General features: G+C 63.1%; 15 protein-coding genes. 11 read left to right on the top strand and 4 right to left on the bottom strand.

The window, feature by feature from the left end; all coding sequences use genetic code 11:
• Positions 1 to 35 precede the first annotated feature (35 nt).
• Entirely contained in the window at positions 36 to 1250 is a 1215-nt protein-coding gene (locus F7R90_RS08580; RefSeq protein WP_158056930.1) for a Cdc6/Cdc18 family protein, read from the bottom strand.
• Positions 1251 to 1862: 612 nt separating this feature from the next.
• Between F7R90_RS08580 and F7R90_RS08575 the strand changes: the two genes are divergently transcribed.
• A complete protein-coding gene (locus F7R90_RS08575) occupies positions 1863 to 3242 on the top strand; it encodes a glycoside hydrolase 5 family protein (protein WP_158056928.1) in 1380 nt (459 codons plus the stop codon).
• Positions 3243 to 3265: 23 nt separating this feature from the next.
• On the opposite strand, the gene F7R90_RS08570 is transcribed toward F7R90_RS08575, so the two are convergent.
• Positions 3266 to 4696 carry an aldehyde dehydrogenase family protein gene (locus F7R90_RS08570; RefSeq protein WP_158056926.1) on the bottom strand — a complete coding sequence of 477 codons (1431 nt, stop codon included), beginning with the start codon at positions 4694 to 4696 and terminating at the stop codon, positions 3266 to 3268.
• A gap of 291 nt (positions 4697 to 4987) precedes the next feature.
• Between F7R90_RS08570 and F7R90_RS08565 the strand changes: the two genes are divergently transcribed.
• Together F7R90_RS08565 and dpsA are read left to right on the top strand one after the other, a co-directional pair.
• Positions 4988 to 5782 carry a carbon-nitrogen hydrolase family protein gene (locus F7R90_RS08565; protein ID WP_158056924.1) on the top strand — a complete coding sequence of 265 codons (795 nt, stop codon included), beginning with the start codon at positions 4988 to 4990 and terminating at the stop codon, positions 5780 to 5782.
• A 73-nt stretch (positions 5783 to 5855) separates the two neighbouring features.
• A complete protein-coding gene (dpsA, locus tag F7R90_RS08560; RefSeq protein ID WP_158056922.1) occupies positions 5856 to 6389 on the top strand; it encodes a DNA starvation/stationary phase protection protein DpsA in 534 nt (177 codons plus the stop codon).
• A gap of 232 nt (positions 6390 to 6621) precedes the next feature.
• Here dpsA and F7R90_RS08555 read toward each other — a convergent pair whose 3' ends face one another.
• Positions 6622 to 7197, bottom strand: a complete 576-nt coding sequence (locus tag F7R90_RS08555) for a cupredoxin domain-containing protein (RefSeq protein WP_158056920.1) — start codon at positions 7195 to 7197, stop codon at positions 6622 to 6624.
• Between the two features lie 118 nt (positions 7198 to 7315).
• Here F7R90_RS08555 and F7R90_RS08550 point away from each other — a divergent pair, with 118 nt between their 5' ends.
• The 6 genes from F7R90_RS08550 (at position 7316) to F7R90_RS08525 (ending at position 12319) form a co-directional block, all read left to right on the top strand.
• Positions 7316 to 8353 (top strand): carbohydrate kinase family protein, encoded by a 1038-nt coding sequence (locus F7R90_RS08550; protein ID WP_158056918.1) that lies wholly within the window; start codon positions 7316 to 7318, stop codon positions 8351 to 8353.
• A gap of 184 nt (positions 8354 to 8537) precedes the next feature.
• Positions 8538 to 10052, top strand: a complete 1515-nt coding sequence (locus F7R90_RS08545) for an alpha,alpha-trehalose-phosphate synthase (UDP-forming) (protein WP_158056916.1) — start codon at positions 8538 to 8540, stop codon at positions 10050 to 10052.
• 2 nt (positions 10053 to 10054) lie between these two features.
• Complete coding sequence (gene otsB, locus F7R90_RS08540) at positions 10055 to 10945, top strand: trehalose-phosphatase (protein WP_192498444.1); 891 nt, start codon at positions 10055 to 10057, stop codon at positions 10943 to 10945.
• Between the two features lie 66 nt (positions 10946 to 11011).
• Complete coding sequence (locus tag F7R90_RS08535; RefSeq protein ID WP_158056912.1) at positions 11012 to 11356, top strand: MazG nucleotide pyrophosphohydrolase domain-containing protein; 345 nt, start codon at positions 11012 to 11014, stop codon at positions 11354 to 11356.
• 48 nt (positions 11357 to 11404) lie between these two features.
• Positions 11405 to 11881, top strand: coding sequence for a YbaK/EbsC family protein (locus F7R90_RS08530; RefSeq protein ID WP_158056910.1), 477 nt, complete (start codon positions 11405 to 11407; stop codon positions 11879 to 11881).
• 9 nt (positions 11882 to 11890) lie between these two features.
• Positions 11891 to 12319 (top strand): GIY-YIG nuclease family protein, encoded by a 429-nt coding sequence (locus F7R90_RS08525; protein ID WP_158056908.1) that lies wholly within the window; start codon positions 11891 to 11893, stop codon positions 12317 to 12319.
• 5 nt (positions 12320 to 12324) lie between these two features.
• Here F7R90_RS08525 and F7R90_RS08520 read toward each other — a convergent pair whose 3' ends face one another.
• Positions 12325 to 12792 carry a GyrI-like domain-containing protein gene (locus F7R90_RS08520; protein WP_158056906.1) on the bottom strand — a complete coding sequence of 156 codons (468 nt, stop codon included), beginning with the start codon at positions 12790 to 12792 and terminating at the stop codon, positions 12325 to 12327.
• A gap of 108 nt (positions 12793 to 12900) precedes the next feature.
• Between F7R90_RS08520 and F7R90_RS08515 the strand changes: the two genes are divergently transcribed.
• On the top strand, positions 12901 to 15012 hold the full coding sequence (locus F7R90_RS08515; protein ID WP_158056904.1) for an acetate--CoA ligase family protein: 2112 nt from the start codon (positions 12901 to 12903) through the stop codon (positions 15010 to 15012).
• A 14-nt stretch (positions 15013 to 15026) separates the two neighbouring features.
• Positions 15027 to 16127, top strand: a complete 1101-nt coding sequence (locus F7R90_RS08510; RefSeq protein WP_158056902.1) for a phosphotransacetylase family protein — start codon at positions 15027 to 15029, stop codon at positions 16125 to 16127.
• The last annotated feature ends 5 nt before the right edge of the window (positions 16128 to 16132 follow it).

The raw sequence follows: 16132 nt of genomic DNA, 5'->3' as shown, positions 1-16132 counted from the left end.
TCTACAGGTCTCGGCGGTCGCTTTTCGTGGGAAAGTTAGAGGTAGCCTTTCACGCTGGTGTGGACGCCCATCGATTCGAGCGTCTCTTCGAGCGCGTCCAAGACGACGGCGAGGTCTTGTTGGAGGTCGTACTCTCTGTACTTCCCGCCCGCCGAGCCTTCGTTGATTTCGGTGACGTTGAGGATGCCGAGCATGGCGAGGTCGTCCAGATGTTCCCGGAGCCAGCGCGCGGTCAGCGAGTCCTTTCCAGCGGCGTCGGAGAGAGATTTGTAGCGGGTGTAGATTTCACGGGAGCGTGCTGGCGTGTCGTCTTCGGCTTCGAGCGTGGCCAGCGCGTAGACGACCAGTCGCTCGTGGTCGTTGAGGTCAGCGATGCCGCGGGCGACTTGCTCGCGTTCGAGCAGTTCGCGGCCGCGTCGGACGTGCTGTTCGGTGACGACTTCGTCGTTCTCCTCGCGGGCTAAGTCGCCAGCCTTGAGCAGGAGATCGAGCGCCTTTCGGGCGTCACCTGACTCTTGGGCACCGAACGCGGCGCACAGGGGAACAACATCATCTGTAAGCACGTCCGGCTTGAACGCGACTTTGCGGCGCTGGTCGAGGACTGCCCGGAGTTCGTTGGCGTCGTACGTCGAGAAGGAGATGGCGCGTTCACAGAGGGAAGAACGAACTTTCGGTGACAGCGAATCTCGGAACGTGAGGTCGTTGCTGATGCCGATGAGGCCGATGCGAGCTTCGGTTAGGTTCTCGTTCTCGCGGGCACGCGAGAGTTGGTAGAGGATGGAGTCGTCTTTCAGGTGGTCGATTTCGTCCAGTACGATGAGGATGATGCCACCGTAGTCGTCCAACTCGTCCCACATGATGTCGTACACTTGCGAGCGGGAGTAGCCCGTCTCGCTGATGTGGTTCGAGGGGTCTCGGATGGAGTTAACGAGGTGGCTGGCGACTCGGTAACTGGAGTTGAGACCGTCGCAGTTGATGATTTCGGTACGAATAGTGAGGTCTTCGTACTGTTCTGCGTTCTCGACGAGTTTGTTCAGGAGGAAGCGTGTCGCCGCGGTCTTGCCGACGCCTGCCTTCCCGTAGAGAAAGATGTTGTCTGGCTGTTCACCGTAGATGGCAGGTTGGAGCGCACCGTGGTACTCGTCCAGTTCGTCGTCGCGGCCGACCAGTACTTGCGGAGTGTAATCGTCCAAGAGGGCTTCCCGATTGGTATAGGGAGAGTACTCGCGGACGAAGTCGAAAGAACCCATTAGCAGGTCGGTGTCGGTGGTGGGTGAAGTAGTTATCGAAACCACCCGTTCCGTTGATTCCGCTGATTCATGTGAACGATTTGCTTAAAAGACACCCCCACCCCTTCGTTCCGCTGAATGTGGTGCGGGAGGGTAGGGGTGGGGAGTGGTCAGTAGCGATACTTAGAATGGGAACCTTCTTGTCCTAGACGAGAAAACAGTATCCGTAGTAGAGTCAATCAAGACTATTTCGTCTATATTAGTGTAGAATGAACGCCGAAATTCTGCTCGCGGAAATCCCAACCCCACCAGTTTCACGAGATTCAGCGGAACAGAGGGGTGGGGGTACATATAAACACCATCGGACAGATGAAACACCGGAAATGGTGGTTGGCGATATCATGGTTACTCGTCGTATGGCTGGCTTTCTCGTGGCGCGGCCGCACATACGAATCACACGGACTCGATGCGGGCGTCGGATTTCGACTTGCCGAGAGCACCCCCGAATTTATGAGAACTAAATAGAGAAATGAGAAGGAATATTCGAAACGACGTGTTCGATGGCTAGAACAATATTTCTGTACACATTTCGGGAAAGCTTTTTGGACGACTACTGGCTTTCATACGGCGAGCATGGCGAGCCCACGAGGTCGTCGGCGTCCGACCGAACTCAGTAACGTTCGCGGTGCGGTCTATCTCCCACAGGACGCGTGGAATGCCTATCAGTTCTGGGCGAACTACGAGAGCGACGTCGTCGAACGTGACCTCGGCTACGCGGCCCGATTGGGCCTCGACAGCGTTCGCGTCTGGTCGTCATACGAGTACTGGCGAGAGGGCGCATCGCAGTTGTTCGACCGCACCGAACACTTCCTCTCGACGTGCCGAGACCACGGCATCCGCCCACTCATCGTTCTCTTCGAAGCTCCGCCGAAGCAACCCCCGAAGAAATCGAACCTCCGGAACACCGACCCTGCCAGTGCGTTCGGGGTTCACTCACCCTCTAGACCCCGAATCCTCCAACGACGAAACTGGGACGAGGGCGACGGTTCGCCGATTCAGTTCTCCCGCTGGTGGGCCACTTCGTTCGGCGAAGACGACCGGTTGCTCGCCACCGAAATCGTGAACGAACCCGGCGACGTTCGCCCGCGCAGGGACTTCGCCTTCGACGCACTCCGAGCGGTTCGGGACGCCGCCCCGTCTGCTACGCTGACTATGGGGACGAAAGACGTGCGCTACGCGAGGCTGTACGACCGTGACGACGACCTCGACGTCTACCAGTTCCACATGAATCTCCCGAAGGACCCGGCCGCGGCCAAGTTCTACTTAGAGAAACAACGCACAGCCGCCGACCGGACGGACACCGACAAGCCACTCTGGTGTACCGAGTGGCAGCGCACCCTCGAAGAGCCACCGTCGAGATTCGCTCCGAATCTCTCCAGTCTCGGGCCGACCGTCCGGGGGGCAACCGCCGACGGAACTATCGACGGTGACTTCTTTTGGAGCCTGATGCTCAAACCCGCGTACCTCAAGACGCCACGAGAACGCGGGCGAGTCAACGGGCTGTTCCACGCGGACGGCGCAGTCTACTCGAAGGCCGACGCCGCGGCAGTGGCGACGGGCGACGCGACTGGACCCGAGAAGATCGCTTCGCTGTCGGGGACCGGTGGCGGCATGCCAGCGGACGAACTATCGGAACTCGACGTTCCCGAGCGGCACGCGTTTCCGTCGTCGTGGCAGTCACATCCGTTTCCCTACCCCAAGGTCGGAACGAACGACTCCGAAACGGCACACCCTACCACCGAATTCGGATTTGCTGACGCGTCGGAACCGAACGACCAATCGAAGTCGGACGGCTCCCGGGCCGTGACCCAGCAGGGCAAATCGAACGCCATGACGGAACTCGACTCGGACGAACAATCTGAGACCGAAGCGGAGGGCGAGTCGTTCCTGAATCGGCGCGAGTCCTTCCTAAGCCGACTGCTCGACGTCCTGAACGTCCGTGGAAAACGATGAGATTCGTCGTGACGAACGCAGGATTAGAGGATGATACTCTTCTCGCGGACCATCTCTTCGATGGTGTCGTGAAGCCCTTGGCGACCGATGCCGGAGGCCTTGTTCCCGCCGAAGGGCACGTCGCCGAGTCCGTGGCTCGGCGCGCCGTTGATGCGAACTGCACCTGCGTCCAATTTGTCGGCTAGCTCCATCGCGCGGTCGTAGTCCTTGGTGAAGACGGCGGCGTCGAGAGCCAGTTCGCCGTGGTTCGAGATTTCGATCGCTTCCTCGCGGTCTTCGAACGTCGTGACGACTGCGACCGGGCCGAACTGCTCTTCGTGGACGATGCGAGCGTCGTGGGGGACGTTCGCCAAGAGGGTGGGTTCGAACGTGGTGCCGTCGCGCTCGCCACCGCGGACGACCTCCGCACCTTTCTCGACGGCGTCCTCGACCAGTTCCTCGACCCACTCGGCCTGTCCTTCGTTGATGAGCGGCCCGAGCGCGGTGTCCTCGTCGAAGAGGTCGCCGGGTTGCCAGCTATCCATCTCCGCCTCTATCTTCTCGACTACCTCGTCGTGGACCGACTCGTGTGCCAGCACGCGACTCACTGCCGAGCAACGCTGTCCGGCGTACTTGAACGAACCTTTCGCGCACGCGCCTGCGACCTCGTCCAAGTCCGCGTCCGGGAAGACGACGGCGGGCGCGTTGCCGCCGAGTTCCATGTGGAGTTCGACCATGCCGCTCTCCTTGGCGACGTGCTTGCCAGCGGCCGACGACCCGGTCATCGCAACCATGTTGATGCGGTCGTCGCCAGCGAGAACGTCGCCGATGGCGCTCCCGCGGCCCGAGACGAAGTTGTACGCGCCGTCGGGAAGCCCAATCTCGGAAATCACGTCGGCGAGAATCGCGGCACTCACGGGAGTGTCGCTCGCGGGTTTCTGGACGACGCAGTTGCCCGCCGCCAGCGCAGGTGCGACTTCGAGAGCGGTCGTCGCGAGGGGGTAGTTGTACGGCGTAATCGCCAGCACGGTGCCGATTGGCTCGTGCTTGACGATGGCGTTCCAGCCCTCGTGGCCGTCGGTGGTGCCCTCGCGGAACTCGCCCTTCATCGAGCGAATCTCTTCTTTCGCGCGGCGGAACCGTTCGGCCGCGCTCTCGACTTCCCCGCGCGCGGACGAGATTGGCTTGCCTGCTTCGCGGACGATGACCTCCGCGAGTTCTTCCTTGTGCTCTAGAAGGCCGTCTGCAATCTGGTCCATCCACTCCGCGCGCTGGGGGATGGTGGTCTCGCGCATCTCGGCCTGTGCGCGTTGGGCCGCCGCGAGCGCGCCGTCTGCCTGTTCGGGGCTGGCCGCCGCGACCTGCGCGAACGTCCCGCCGTCCGCGAGGTCGGTGACTTCGAGGGCGTCGTCGGCGTCGCGCCACTCGCCGTCGATGTAGAGGCGCTCGCGCCGATGGAGTGGTTGTTGTGACATAGGTCACCCTTAGAACTCCGCGGGTAAAATATTTACTCAAAATCGGATTAACGCTCTACTCGCTGACAACGGGGTCCGGAGTCGCTACAAGGAGGACCGGAGTCGCTGGCGCTCCCGCGCGAAAGCGTAATCGCTCACTGGGAGATAGGTATCATCCACCGGCGAGTAGTCGTTTTTGGCCATCGACTGACAGACGCTGTCCACCGACCGATGGACCCCTTCAATCGACCCATGGACATCTCCCATCGAACGATAGACGCCTTTTTGCCCCGACCCGAACTGCACTCAGACATGCCAGCGAATCCGACGGTCGCGGCCTGCCAGATGACCGTCGCGGACCTCGAACCGGAGCGGAATCTGGCGGCCGTGGAGTCGCGCGTGGCCGGTCTTCCCCCCGAAACCGACGTTGCGTTGTTTCCCGAGTACGCGCTGACGGGGTTCGTCTCCGACGAGCGCGCCGAGGACGCCGCGCTCTCCCGAGACGGTCCGGAACTCGACAGGCTTCGAACCCTCGCCACCGACCACGACTGCGCGCTCGTCGTCGGATTCGTCGAGGACGGCGGCGATGCCTACTACAACGCTACCGCGTACATCGATTCTACTGGTTCTGACGACACCCCCGACACTGCCACGACCGTCTACCGAAAACGACACCTCTGGGCGGGAGAACGAGAAGTCCTCGACCCCGGCGACGAACGAGTCACCGTCGAGACGCCGGTCGGCACGACTGGCTTGCTCACCTGCTACGACCTGAATTTCGTCGGGGAGAGCGCGGCCTTCGCCCGCCCGGAAATCGACGCACTGTTCGTGGTAGGCGCGTGGTTCGCCGCTCACAGTCAGAACTGGAAACTGCTCTTGCGCGCCCGCGCACTCGACGGCGTTCGCTGGGTCGTCGGCGCGGGACGCACGGGCGAGAGCACCGTCGGCGACCCGACGCAGTACGCCGGGCGTTCGCGGGTGGTTCGCCCGGACGGGAGTGTCAAGGCCGGACTCAACCGCGGAGAAAAAGACCTCGTCGCTGCACTCGACCCCGCAGTGGTGTCCGAGACCCGCGAATTCATCCCGATTTACGACGAACAGCGATAGCACCCTCAGCGATAGCCACCTGCCCTACGTTTAAGCGACCGGCAATCGTTACTGTGCCCGGGGGAGAATACGCATGAGTCAACAGCGGCAGGTACTGCAACAGGCGGGCACGCTCGAATCGAATCCCGTTCGTCTAGACGCCGAGAAGGCCGAACAGGTGGTCGAAGCACTGAACGCGGACCTCGCGGCGACCTACGTCCTCTACCACCAACTGAAGAAACATCACTGGAACGTCGCGGGACCGCAGTATCGCGAGTTGCATCTGTTTCTCGGGACGGCTGCCGAGGACGCCGAGGAGAACGCCGACGAACTCGCCGAGCGGATTCAGGCGCTCGGCGGCGTCCCGGTCAGCGGTCCGGCGGCCATCGAACGCCACAGTCCGGTCCCGTTCGAGGGCGACGACGTGTACGACGTTCGCAGTTCGCTGGAGAACGACCTCACCGCCTACGGCGACATCATCGAGACCGTTTCCAGTCACATCGAACTGGCGGAAAGTTTGGGCGACCACGCGACAGGCGAACTCCTGCGCCAACAACTGCTCGAAATCGAGAACTACGCCCACGAAATCGACCACTTCCTCGCACACGACTCGCTGACGATGTGGTAGTCGGCGTCGCGGGCAGTCAGGTTTGCGGCCATTTTTCGTCTTCGTCCGGGATTCGATGCGCTATCATCCCGCACGTTCCGCTGGCGCACACTGGCGCAAACGGACCATATAAACTGAATTCAGCTATATCATTTTGAAGGCGGCTTGGGAATCGGATCGTCTTCGAATTCTGGCCGTTCGACCCCTGAAACGGAAATTGAGGGCCGGCTATACTCTGGCGCGTCTGGTCGCTTCACCGAACGACTTGTTCGGCCTCCCGTTCGCGTCCTCCTCGTGAGAACAGGAAGAATGCGAACACGAGCGGCGAGAGAAACGCCAAACCGAGAGCGACGGCAATCGCATACGCCCCGGTCGGAATTTGGAGGCCAGTGGGGCCTCCCGACTCACCGCCCGTGACTTCGACGTCGCCGACCATGGTCGTCGGATGGACTTCACAGATGTACTGTTCCATCGCCTCGCTGGCGGTGAACGTCACCGTCTGGGTCGCGCCCTGCTCGGAGATGATGTTGCTGCTCACGATGTTGTTCCCCTCCGCATCTTGGAGCGCGAAGTTGTGCGGTTGCCCGTCTAAGTTCTCCCAGACGACTTGGTACTCCTGTCCGGCGGTCAGTTGCATGGTCGGATTCGATTGGCCCGAAATTGACTCCGGTGCGCGACCCTGCCACGCCTGTACCTCGCCGCCGAACTGGAACGTCTCTGCCTGTGCGCTCCCGGTTTGGCTCCCCACTGTGGCGAGACTACCCGCCGCGGCGGTGGTCAGAAACGTCCGCCGGGTTAGCTTCTCCCCCGTAACTTGTTGGTTCCCCATCGTCTCCCCCGACCCGTCTTCGACGGACGCCCGCAAGAAAGTTCGGCCCGAACGAACGCCAGACCATCCGAAAAACCCTAACACGATTGGTGACGACACGAGAGACAGAGACCGACACATGTCGAACGAAGACGCTTCCTCGAACGGGGACTACTCGCCCGACGTACTCGTCGCCGGTGAGACGCTGGTCGATTTCCTCCCCGACAGCACCGGGTCGCTCGCCGACGTACAGAACTTCTCGAAACGCGCGGGCGGTGCCCCGGCGAACGTCGCCGTCGGGTTGGCCCACCTCGACGTACTACCGTGGTTCTGGACGCGCGTCGGCGCGGACCCGTTCGGCGACTTTTTGGTTCGCACGCTGGAGGGCCACGGGCTTTCCGACCGATTCGTCGAACGCGACCCGGAAGCGAAGACCACCCTCGCGTTCGTCAGTCACGACGAGAACGCGGATAGGGCGTTCACCTTCTACCGCGACGGTACCGCCGACACGCGCGTCGAACCCGGTGCAGTACCCGACGACGTACTCGACGGCGTGTCGTGGGTCTACGTCGGTGGCGTCATGCTCGCCGAGGAACCGGGCCGAACGGCCACGTTGGACCTCGCAGAACGCGCCACAGACCGCGACTGCACCGTCGTCTTCGACCCGAACGCGCGGCCCGAACTCTGGTCAAGCGACGAGGAATTCGCCGAAGCAGTCGGCGAGATGCTGGACTACGCCGACGTGGTGAAGGCGACGCCGGAAGACCTCGACGCCGCGGGATTCGACGGAGTAAGCGAGGAAGATGGAGTGAATCCCGAGGCGCTCGCGCAAGCGGTCTGTGACGCCGGGCCACACACCGTCCTGTTGACGCTCGGGGACTCGGGGTCGTTCGCCTACTCGACCGACCGAGCGCCGTGGGGCGCAGATGCGGCCTCACACGGCGGGTACACGGTCGAACCGACAGACACGACCGGTGCCGGTGACGCCTTCACTGCAGGCGCGCTGGCCGCACTCGCAGACGACGAACTCGGCGGTAGCGAGATTAGCGACGACCACACACTCTCGTCGGTTCTCGGGTTCGCCAACGCGGTGGCAGCAGTGACGACGACTGCGGCGGGTGCGATGACCGCACTCCCGACCCGTGAGGAGGTGCGGCGGTTCCGCGACCTGGAGTGAAAACCTAACCTACTTCTCACTTACTTAAAATACGGTGTAGTATTAAAACACAACACGAAAGACGCTGGCTTGACACTGTAAAAAGACAGATGGGTTTTGGTTCAATCGCCGCGGTTCGACAGCGACCGCTAGCGAGACGGGGCGTGGCAGGAGCAACTGCTGGGAGGAGGCTGAGTTCGTAGTAATGGGAACGAAATCGAAAGCAGACGACCGAGAGTCTGATGCAACTCGAACCGACGGGCTCGTCGTCGTCTCGAATCGCCAACCGTACAGTCACGGCTACGAGAACGGTGACGTCGCGGTCTCTCGACCCGCAGGCGGACTGACAGCCGGACTCGACCCGGTCATGCAGCGAGCGAGCGGAACGTGGGTCGCGTGGGGCGACGGCGACGCAGACCGCCTCGTCGCCGACGCCGACGGCGCGGTCGAAGTGCCGCCAGGGGACCCCGCCTACACGCTCCAGCGCGTCTGGCTCGACGAAGAGGAGGTCGAAGATTACTACTACGGGTTCGCCAACCGCGTGCTGTGGCCGCTCTGCCACGGAGCCATGGGAAACATGAGCTACGAACCCCGCTACTGGCACCAGTACGAGCGCGTCAATCGGAAGTTCGCCGACGCCACGGTCGAGCAGGCTGCGGTTGACTCGACGATTTGGTTTCAGGACTATCACTTCGCGCTCGCTCCCGAGATGGTTCGGGACTCGGTCCCGACGGAGACGACGCTGGCGCAGTTCTGGCACATCCCGTGGCCCGCGTGGGACACGTTCCGAGCGTGCCCGAAGAGTGGCGCGTTGCTCGAAGGACTGCTCGCGAACGACCTCTTGGGGTTCCACGTGGACCGCTACTGCCAGAACTTCTTGCAGTGCGTCGAAGCGTCGGTTCTGGACGCGACCATCGACTGGGAGTGCGGCCGCGTCCACCACGAGGGCAGAACGACCGTCGTGGAGTCGTTCCCGATGGGCGTGGACGTGAGTCGCATCGAGAGCCTCGCGGCGAGTCCCGAAGCCGCGAAGTACTGGAGCAAGTTCTGCGACGAGCAGAACATCGACAGCGACACGACCGTCGCGGTCGGCGTCGATAGACTCGACTACACCAAGGGCATCCCAGAGCGACTGCGGGCGATAGAGTACTTGCTGGAGAACTACCCCGAATATCGGGAGCACTTCGTCTACGTCCAGAAGGGCGCGGAGAGTCGGAGTCGGATACCGGCGTATCAGCAACTGCAGTCGGACGTGTCGGCGGCCATCTCGCGGGTCAACGACCGGTTCGCGACCGACGACTGGCAACCGGTCGTCTCGCTCACAGAGTATCTCTCGGAAGCCGAACTGTACGGGCTGTTCCGCCACTCCGACGCCGCGCTCGTCAGCCCCGTTCGGGACGGGATGAATCTCGTCGCCAAAGAGTTCGTCTCGGCCCAACTAGAGTCTGAGGGCGCGCTCTTGCTCTCGGACCTCGCGGGCGCACACGAGGACTTGGGCGAGTACGCCTACAGCATCAACCCCTACGACCCGGAGGAGTTCGCCAGCACCATCCACGAAGCGGTGACGACGCCGGGACCGAAACGCCGCGAGCGAATGCGCCGCCAGCGACAACTCGTGACCGTCTACGACCTCTCGGCGTGGATGGACGACTTTCTCGGAACTGTCGAGACAGTACGCGAACGGCGCGAGAAACGCGACCGAGCCGAGAGCGAGTGGTAGTAGTGGTGGGCGCGAACAGCGATACGGAGACCGGTGCGGAGGCCGAGACTGACATCGAGACCGAGACCGACCCAGACCTAGCGAGTCTTCGACCGCGCGCCACCGACGAGCTAGACGCGCTCGCGGACGAACTATCCGAAACCGACGAACTGCTCGTCTGTCTGGACTTCGACGGCACGCTCGCCCCTATCGTCGAACGGCCCGAAGACGCCGAAATCCTGCCCGAGAACGCTGCGGCAGTTCGGGAACTGCACGACACCGATGGCGTCCGTACCGCAGTCGTCAGCGGCCGGGCCTTAGACGACGTTCAGGAGCGCGTGGCGGTCGGCGGTCTCGCCTACGCTGGAAATCACGGCTTGGAACTGCAAGCGGACGAGGACGAGACGACGATTCATCCCGAGGCAGACCGCCATCGGCCGACAGTCCAGTCGGTCGCAGACGACCTCGCCGTCGAGTTCGAAGCCATCGACGGCGCGCTCGTCGAGCGAAAAGGCGTGACGGCGACGGTCCACTACCGACTCGCGGCCGAGGAGCGAGTCGCCGAGATAGAGCGAACCGTGCAGAGCCGCGTCGAAGGCGTCGAGGCGTTGGAAGTCACCGACGGCAAGCAGATTTTAGAGGTTCGACCGACCGTCGAGTGGGACAAGGGCCGGGCCGTCGAGTGGCTGGCCGACTCGCTCGCCGAGGATCCGCTGGTCGTCTACGCCGGCGACGACACGACGGACGAAGCGGCGTTCGAAGCCATCGACCGGGGCGAGAGTATCGACCGCGGCGTGTCGTTCGTCGTCGGCAGGGAGCGCGAGAGCGCCGCCGACTACCGCGTGCCTGACCCGCAGGGCGTCGGTCGTCTGCTGGCGTGGCTCTCTGAGTTCGCGGCGCGCGACCGGTCGTGACGTACGACGACTCCACCAGGGCGAGCAGTCGAAATTTTGAACAGTCACTCCCGCACAGTCTGGAGTATGGACGAACAACGAGAATTGGACGACGAACGGCGTTCGAACGCCGACCAGCGGCGAGTCGCCGACTTCGTCGCGGCACACGACATGGAGACGACCGCCGAGTTCCGACTGCTCGACCTCCTTTCCGAACTCGGTGAACTCGCCAAGAACGTCAACGAATCGAGCGACTACGGTACAAACCCGGACGACGCGACCATCGAAGAAGACGAACTGGGCGACGCTCTCTTTTGTCTACTCGCACTCGCCGACTCGCAAGGCTACGACGCGAGCGAGGCGCTCGACACTGCCCTCGAAAAGTACGAGGGTCGAATCGCCGAGAAAGGTGAGGCGTCCTCCGGCGAATAAGGACCCCGACCCGTACATTCTTGAGCGATGGCGGCCCAACTGCTTGCCATGCACCAGCGAGCGCGGGAGTTCGTCGAGCGGGCGCGCGAGGAGTACGACTTCGACCCCCGAGTGAAGGAGTTTCCAGAGGGGACGAAGACGGCCGCCGACGCGGCCGAGGCAGTCGGGTGTGACGTCGCGCAAATCGCCAGCAGCATCGCACTGCGCGCGGGCGACGAAATAGTCGTGGTCGTCACGAGCGGCGCGAACCGCGTGAGTGAAGCGAAGTTGGCGGAGCTACGCGACGTTCCCGCAGGCGACGTGGAGATGGCCGACGCCGCAGAAATCAAGGAGACAGTCGGATGGTCCATCGGCGGCGTGCCGCCGTTCTGCCACGATTCGGCGGTGCCGGTGTACGTAGACGAGACGCTCACGGAGTTCGATACGGTCTGGGCGGCGGCCGGGACGCCGGAGGCCGTCTTCCCCATCGACCCGGACGAGCTAGTCGAACTGTCTGGCGGCGAAGTCGCGGACGTAGCGGAGTAGGTCGAGCAGATGGCCGAGACGGGCACCTACACCCTGCTTGTGGAACTCGATAGAGACGCGGCAATCGAGTTCGGCGCGCTCGGAGAGCGCGCACTCTCGGCAGGCTGGTACGCCTACACAGGAAGCGCGTTCGGCCCAGGCGGACTCTCGCGCGTCGAGCGCCACCGCGACGTGGCGCAAGGTGACAACGACGCGCGCCACTGGCACGTCGATTACCTGCTCGGCCACGAAGCGACTCGAATCGCGGAGGTCGTGAAGTCGATAGGAGAGGATGTGGAGTGTGCCGTGAGCAGAGCAATCGATACCGGCGAAATCGAAGGCGTCGGCTGTTCGGACTGCGACTGTGAGTCACATCTCACGTACGCGTCGGCGAGAGCAGAGTTAGAGCAAGCAGTCCGGTCGGCACACGAGACCGCGCAGAAATCGGCGCAGGAGTAGTGTAGTCAGTCGTTCGACTCCTCGACGGGCACGAAGATTTCGAACTCCGAGTTCGCATCTTCGGGGTCGAACGACTCGCCGTATCGCTCTACTTCTGGGCCATCTGCGCGCTCGTACCCGGAACTCGGGAGCCACTCGCGGTAGATTTCGTCCGTCGTCTCGCCTACGGTGTCGAGCGTCGTCGTAAACACGGCGTACTCGCCGCCGGGAACGTCCACGCGCTCCATCTCGCTGGGAGCGATTGCTTCCGACTCGGTTTCGACCCCGGCGACGTAGCTGAACGCTCCGGACTCGTGGTCGAAGTCGAAACAGAGACCGAACCACTCCTCGGAGCGCGCGAGGTCCGCGAATTCGTCCGCGTGAGCGTCGGTCTGCTCCCAGAGGTTCGAAATCTCGTCGTCCTCGTTCGTGCCGCGATAGTGGAGTCCGACGACCGTGAGGCCGTCTCGCTGTGTAAAGCGTGGGTCGAGCATACTCGTCGGTCGTCGGGGGAGGGGATAACGACTTCGAAGGTCGCCGGGTGTTCCCGGTATCCGAGACTGGTGACTACTTTTAAGCGCGTTTCTGTCCAACGACTCGGTGTGGACGAAAACACCGGGGGTTTGACGGGACTGTTCGACCCCGAGCGCGTGGCCGTCGTGGGTGCCACCGCGTCAGAGGGGTCCATCGGCCGCGCTATCACCGCAAATCTGCAAGCGGACTTCGCGGGCGAGACGGTCCCGGTGAACCCGAACTACGACGAAGTGCTGGGGGCAGCGTGTTACCCCGACGTCGCGTCGATTCCGGGCGAGGTGCAGATGGCCGTCGTGGTCGTCCCGCCGAGCATCGCCGTCGAGGCGGTCCGACAGTGCGGCGAGGCCGGAATCCGAAACGTGGTCGTCATCACGGCCGGATTCGGCGAGACCGGAAGCGAAGGCGCGAGTCGGGAGCGCGAACTGACCGAAATCGCCGAGGAGTACGACCTGAATTTGGTCGGCCCGAACAGCTTGGGCGTGCTGAGTACGCCGACGGGACTGAACGCGACGTTCGGCCCCGAGAACGCGCTCGAAGGCTCTATCTCGTTCATGAGCCAGTCGGGCGCGTTCATCACGGCCGTCCTCGACTGGGCCAACGATGAAGGTCTCGGCTTCAAGGACGTTGTGTCGCTCGGCAACAAAGCCGTCTTGGACGAGTCGGACTTCGTGGAAGCGTGGGGCGACGACCCCGAAACGGACGTCATTCTAGCCTATCTGGAGGGCATCGAGGACGGCGGTGCGTTCATCGAGTCGGCACGCGAGGCGACCGCCGAGACGCCCGTCGTGATGGTCAAGTCGGGACGAACCGACGCCGGAGCGCAGGCCGTCTCTTCGCACACCGGCACACTCGCCGGAAGCGAGGAGGCCTACGAGGCCGGGTTGGAACAAGCAGGCGTCCTCCGTGTCGAGAACGTCCAAGAACTGTTCGACTTCGCCCAGATTCTCTCTGGCCAGCCACTCCCGGAGTCAGAGCAGGTGGCTATCGTGACGAACGCTGGCGGGCCGGGTGTGATGACCACCGACGCGGTCGGCGATTCGTCGCTGTCGCTGGCCTCCTTCACCGACGAGACGCTCGAAGCGCTCTCCGAGTCGATGCCGGAGGAGGCGAACATCTACAACCCTATCGACGCCATCGGGGACGCCGATATAGAGCGATTCGAAGAGGCACTCGACATCGCACTCGCCGACGAGAACGTCGGCTGTGCCGTCGTTCTATCAGCACCGACGGCGGTCATCGACTACGGCGACCTCGCAGAGGTAATCGTCGAGTTGCAGGCCGAACACGGCAAACCCGTTGCCGCCACTCTGATGGGTGGCGAGCGAACGGAATCGGCGAAGGAAGTCCTCGGGACGGGCGGCGTTCCGAACTACTTCGACCCAGCCCGCGCGGTTCGGAGTCTGGAGGCGCTGGCGACGTATCGAGAGATTCAGGAGCGGGAGTACGAAGCACCTCAGCAGTTCGACGTGGACGAGGAGCGCGCTCGCGAAGTACTGGAAAGTGCAGAAGCACGCGGTGAGAACCGACTCGGCGTCGAAGCGATGGACCTGCTGGACGCGTACGGCATTCCGACACCCGAGGGCGCAATCGCCGAGACTCCCGAGGACGCTGTCTCGGTCTCACAGGACATCGAAGGCGAAGTCGTCATGAAAATCGTCAGCCCGGACATCCTCCACAAGTCCGACATCGGCGGCGTCAAAGTCGGCGTTCCGAACGAGGACGTGTACGACGCCTACGAAGACTTGGTGACCCGAGCGCGCAACTACCAGCCGGACGCGACGATTCTCGGGGTACAGGTGCAGGAGATGGTGGACCTCGACTCCGGGACGGAAACGATTCTGGGCGTGAACCGCGACCCGCAGTTCGGACCGCTGTTGTTGTTCGGGCTCGGGGGCATCTTCGTGGAGATTCTGGAAGACACGACGACCCGAGTCGCGCCCGTGAGCGAGCGCGAAGCGACCGAGATGGTAGACGGCATCCGCGCCGCGCCGCTCCTTCGGGGGGCGCGAGGGAGGGAACCAGCAGACAGGGCGGCCGTCACCGAGGCCATCCAGCGACTCTCGCAACTCGTGACCGACTTCCCTGCGATACTCGAACTGGACGTGAACCCGCTGGTCGCTGGGCCGGACGGCGTGCAAGCCGTGGACGTGAGACTGACCGTCGATACAGACAAACTGTGAACGATTACCGAGCTATGAACACGATACTCGTCACCGCAACCGAAGAAAGTACAGGCAAGACCGCCGTCGCGCTCGCGCTGGCCAAACTGGCCGCCGAACGGGGACTGTCGGTCGGTTACATGAAACCGAAGGGCACGCGACTACAGAGCAACGTCGGCAAGACGCTGGACGAAGACCCGATGCTGGCCCGCGAACTGCTCGACTTGGACGCCGAGATGCACGACTTGGAGCCAGTCGTCTACTCCCCGACGTTCGTCGAGCAGGCACTGCGCGGCAAGGAAGATTCCACCGAACTCCGCGAGCAAGTTCGAGAGAGCTTCGACTCGCTCGCCGAGGACAAGGACCTCATGATAATCGAGGGCGGCGGCGACCTCACCACGGGCGGCATCGTTGGCCTGACCGACCCCGACGTAGCCGAACTGCTCGACGCGGAGGTGCTGTTGCTCTCGAACTACGAGCGACCGCGCGACGTAGACGAGGTCCTCGCGGCCGTCGAAGACGTCGGCGACCGACTGCTCGGGGTGCTATTCAACGCCGTCCCGGACGCGAGTTTCGACCAACTCGACACCGAAGTCGTGCCGTTCCTCGAAGGCAAGCACATCCCAGTCTTGGGCGTCGTACCGCGTCAGCAGACCCTCGCGGGCGTGACGGTGGCCGACCTCGCGACGGAACTATCCGCGGAAATTCTGACCGACGCAGACGGGAGTGCCTTCGTCGAACGGTTCCTCGTCGGTGCCATGTCTGGAGATTCCGCGCTACGCCACCTCCGCCGGACGAAGGACGCCGCGCTGATTACCGGGGGCGACCGGCCGGACCTTCAGCGGGTCGCGCTGGAAGCGCCCGGCGTGAAGTGTCTAATTCTGACCGGCGGGTTCCGCCCGCCGGGTGCCATCGTCGGCGAGGCCGAACAGAAGGGCGTTCCTATCTTGCTCGTGCAGTCTGACACGCTCACGACCATCGAGCGTGCCGAGGACGTGGTTCGGAGCGGGCGCACGCGAGACGCCGAGACAGTCGAACTGATGGGCGAGTTGCTCCACGACCACGCGGACGTTGCAGGGATACTGGGAGACGGCGAAGAAACGGACGGCGAAGAAACGGACGACGAAGAAGCGTGACCTCT

Origin of the sequence: Halorussus halophilus (assembly GCF_008831545.1) — an archaeon.
GTDB classification, from domain to species: domain Archaea; phylum Halobacteriota; class Halobacteria; order Halobacteriales; family Haladaptataceae; genus Halorussus; species Halorussus halophilus.
Note: the sequence above shows the minus strand (reverse complement) of the source record. Positions and strands in the feature narration are given on the sequence as shown.

What these genes read in the sequence shown, in the direction of transcription:
- F7R90_RS08535 (WP_158056912.1), top strand. Translation starts at nt 11,012, where the DNA reads ATGGACGAACAACGAGAATTGGACGACGAACGGCGTTCGAACGCCGAC.
- F7R90_RS08575 (WP_158056928.1), top strand. Translation starts at nt 1,863, where the DNA reads ATGGCGAGCCCACGAGGTCGTCGGCGTCCGACCGAACTCAGTAACGTT.
- F7R90_RS08530 (WP_158056910.1), top strand. Translation starts at nt 11,405, where the DNA reads ATGCACCAGCGAGCGCGGGAGTTCGTCGAGCGGGCGCGCGAGGAGTAC.
- F7R90_RS08565 (WP_158056924.1), top strand. Translation starts at nt 4,988, where the DNA reads ATGCCAGCGAATCCGACGGTCGCGGCCTGCCAGATGACCGTCGCGGAC.
- F7R90_RS08570 (WP_158056926.1), bottom strand. Translation starts at nt 4,696, where the DNA reads ATGTCACAACAACCACTCCATCGGCGCGAGCGCCTCTACATCGACGGC.
- F7R90_RS08525 (WP_158056908.1), top strand. Translation starts at nt 11,891, where the DNA reads ATGGCCGAGACGGGCACCTACACCCTGCTTGTGGAACTCGATAGAGAC.
- F7R90_RS08510 (WP_158056902.1), top strand. Translation starts at nt 15,027, where the DNA reads ATGAACACGATACTCGTCACCGCAACCGAAGAAAGTACAGGCAAGACC.
- F7R90_RS08545 (WP_158056916.1), top strand. Translation starts at nt 8,538, where the DNA reads ATGGGAACGAAATCGAAAGCAGACGACCGAGAGTCTGATGCAACTCGA.
- dpsA (WP_158056922.1), top strand. Translation starts at nt 5,856, where the DNA reads ATGAGTCAACAGCGGCAGGTACTGCAACAGGCGGGCACGCTCGAATCG.
- F7R90_RS08555 (WP_158056920.1), bottom strand. Translation starts at nt 7,197, where the DNA reads ATGGGGAACCAACAAGTTACGGGGGAGAAGCTAACCCGGCGGACGTTT.
- F7R90_RS08520 (WP_158056906.1), bottom strand. Translation starts at nt 12,792, where the DNA reads ATGCTCGACCCACGCTTTACACAGCGAGACGGCCTCACGGTCGTCGGA.
- F7R90_RS08550 (WP_158056918.1), top strand. Translation starts at nt 7,316, where the DNA reads ATGTCGAACGAAGACGCTTCCTCGAACGGGGACTACTCGCCCGACGTA.
- F7R90_RS08580 (WP_158056930.1), bottom strand. Translation starts at nt 1,250, where the DNA reads ATGGGTTCTTTCGACTTCGTCCGCGAGTACTCTCCCTATACCAATCGG.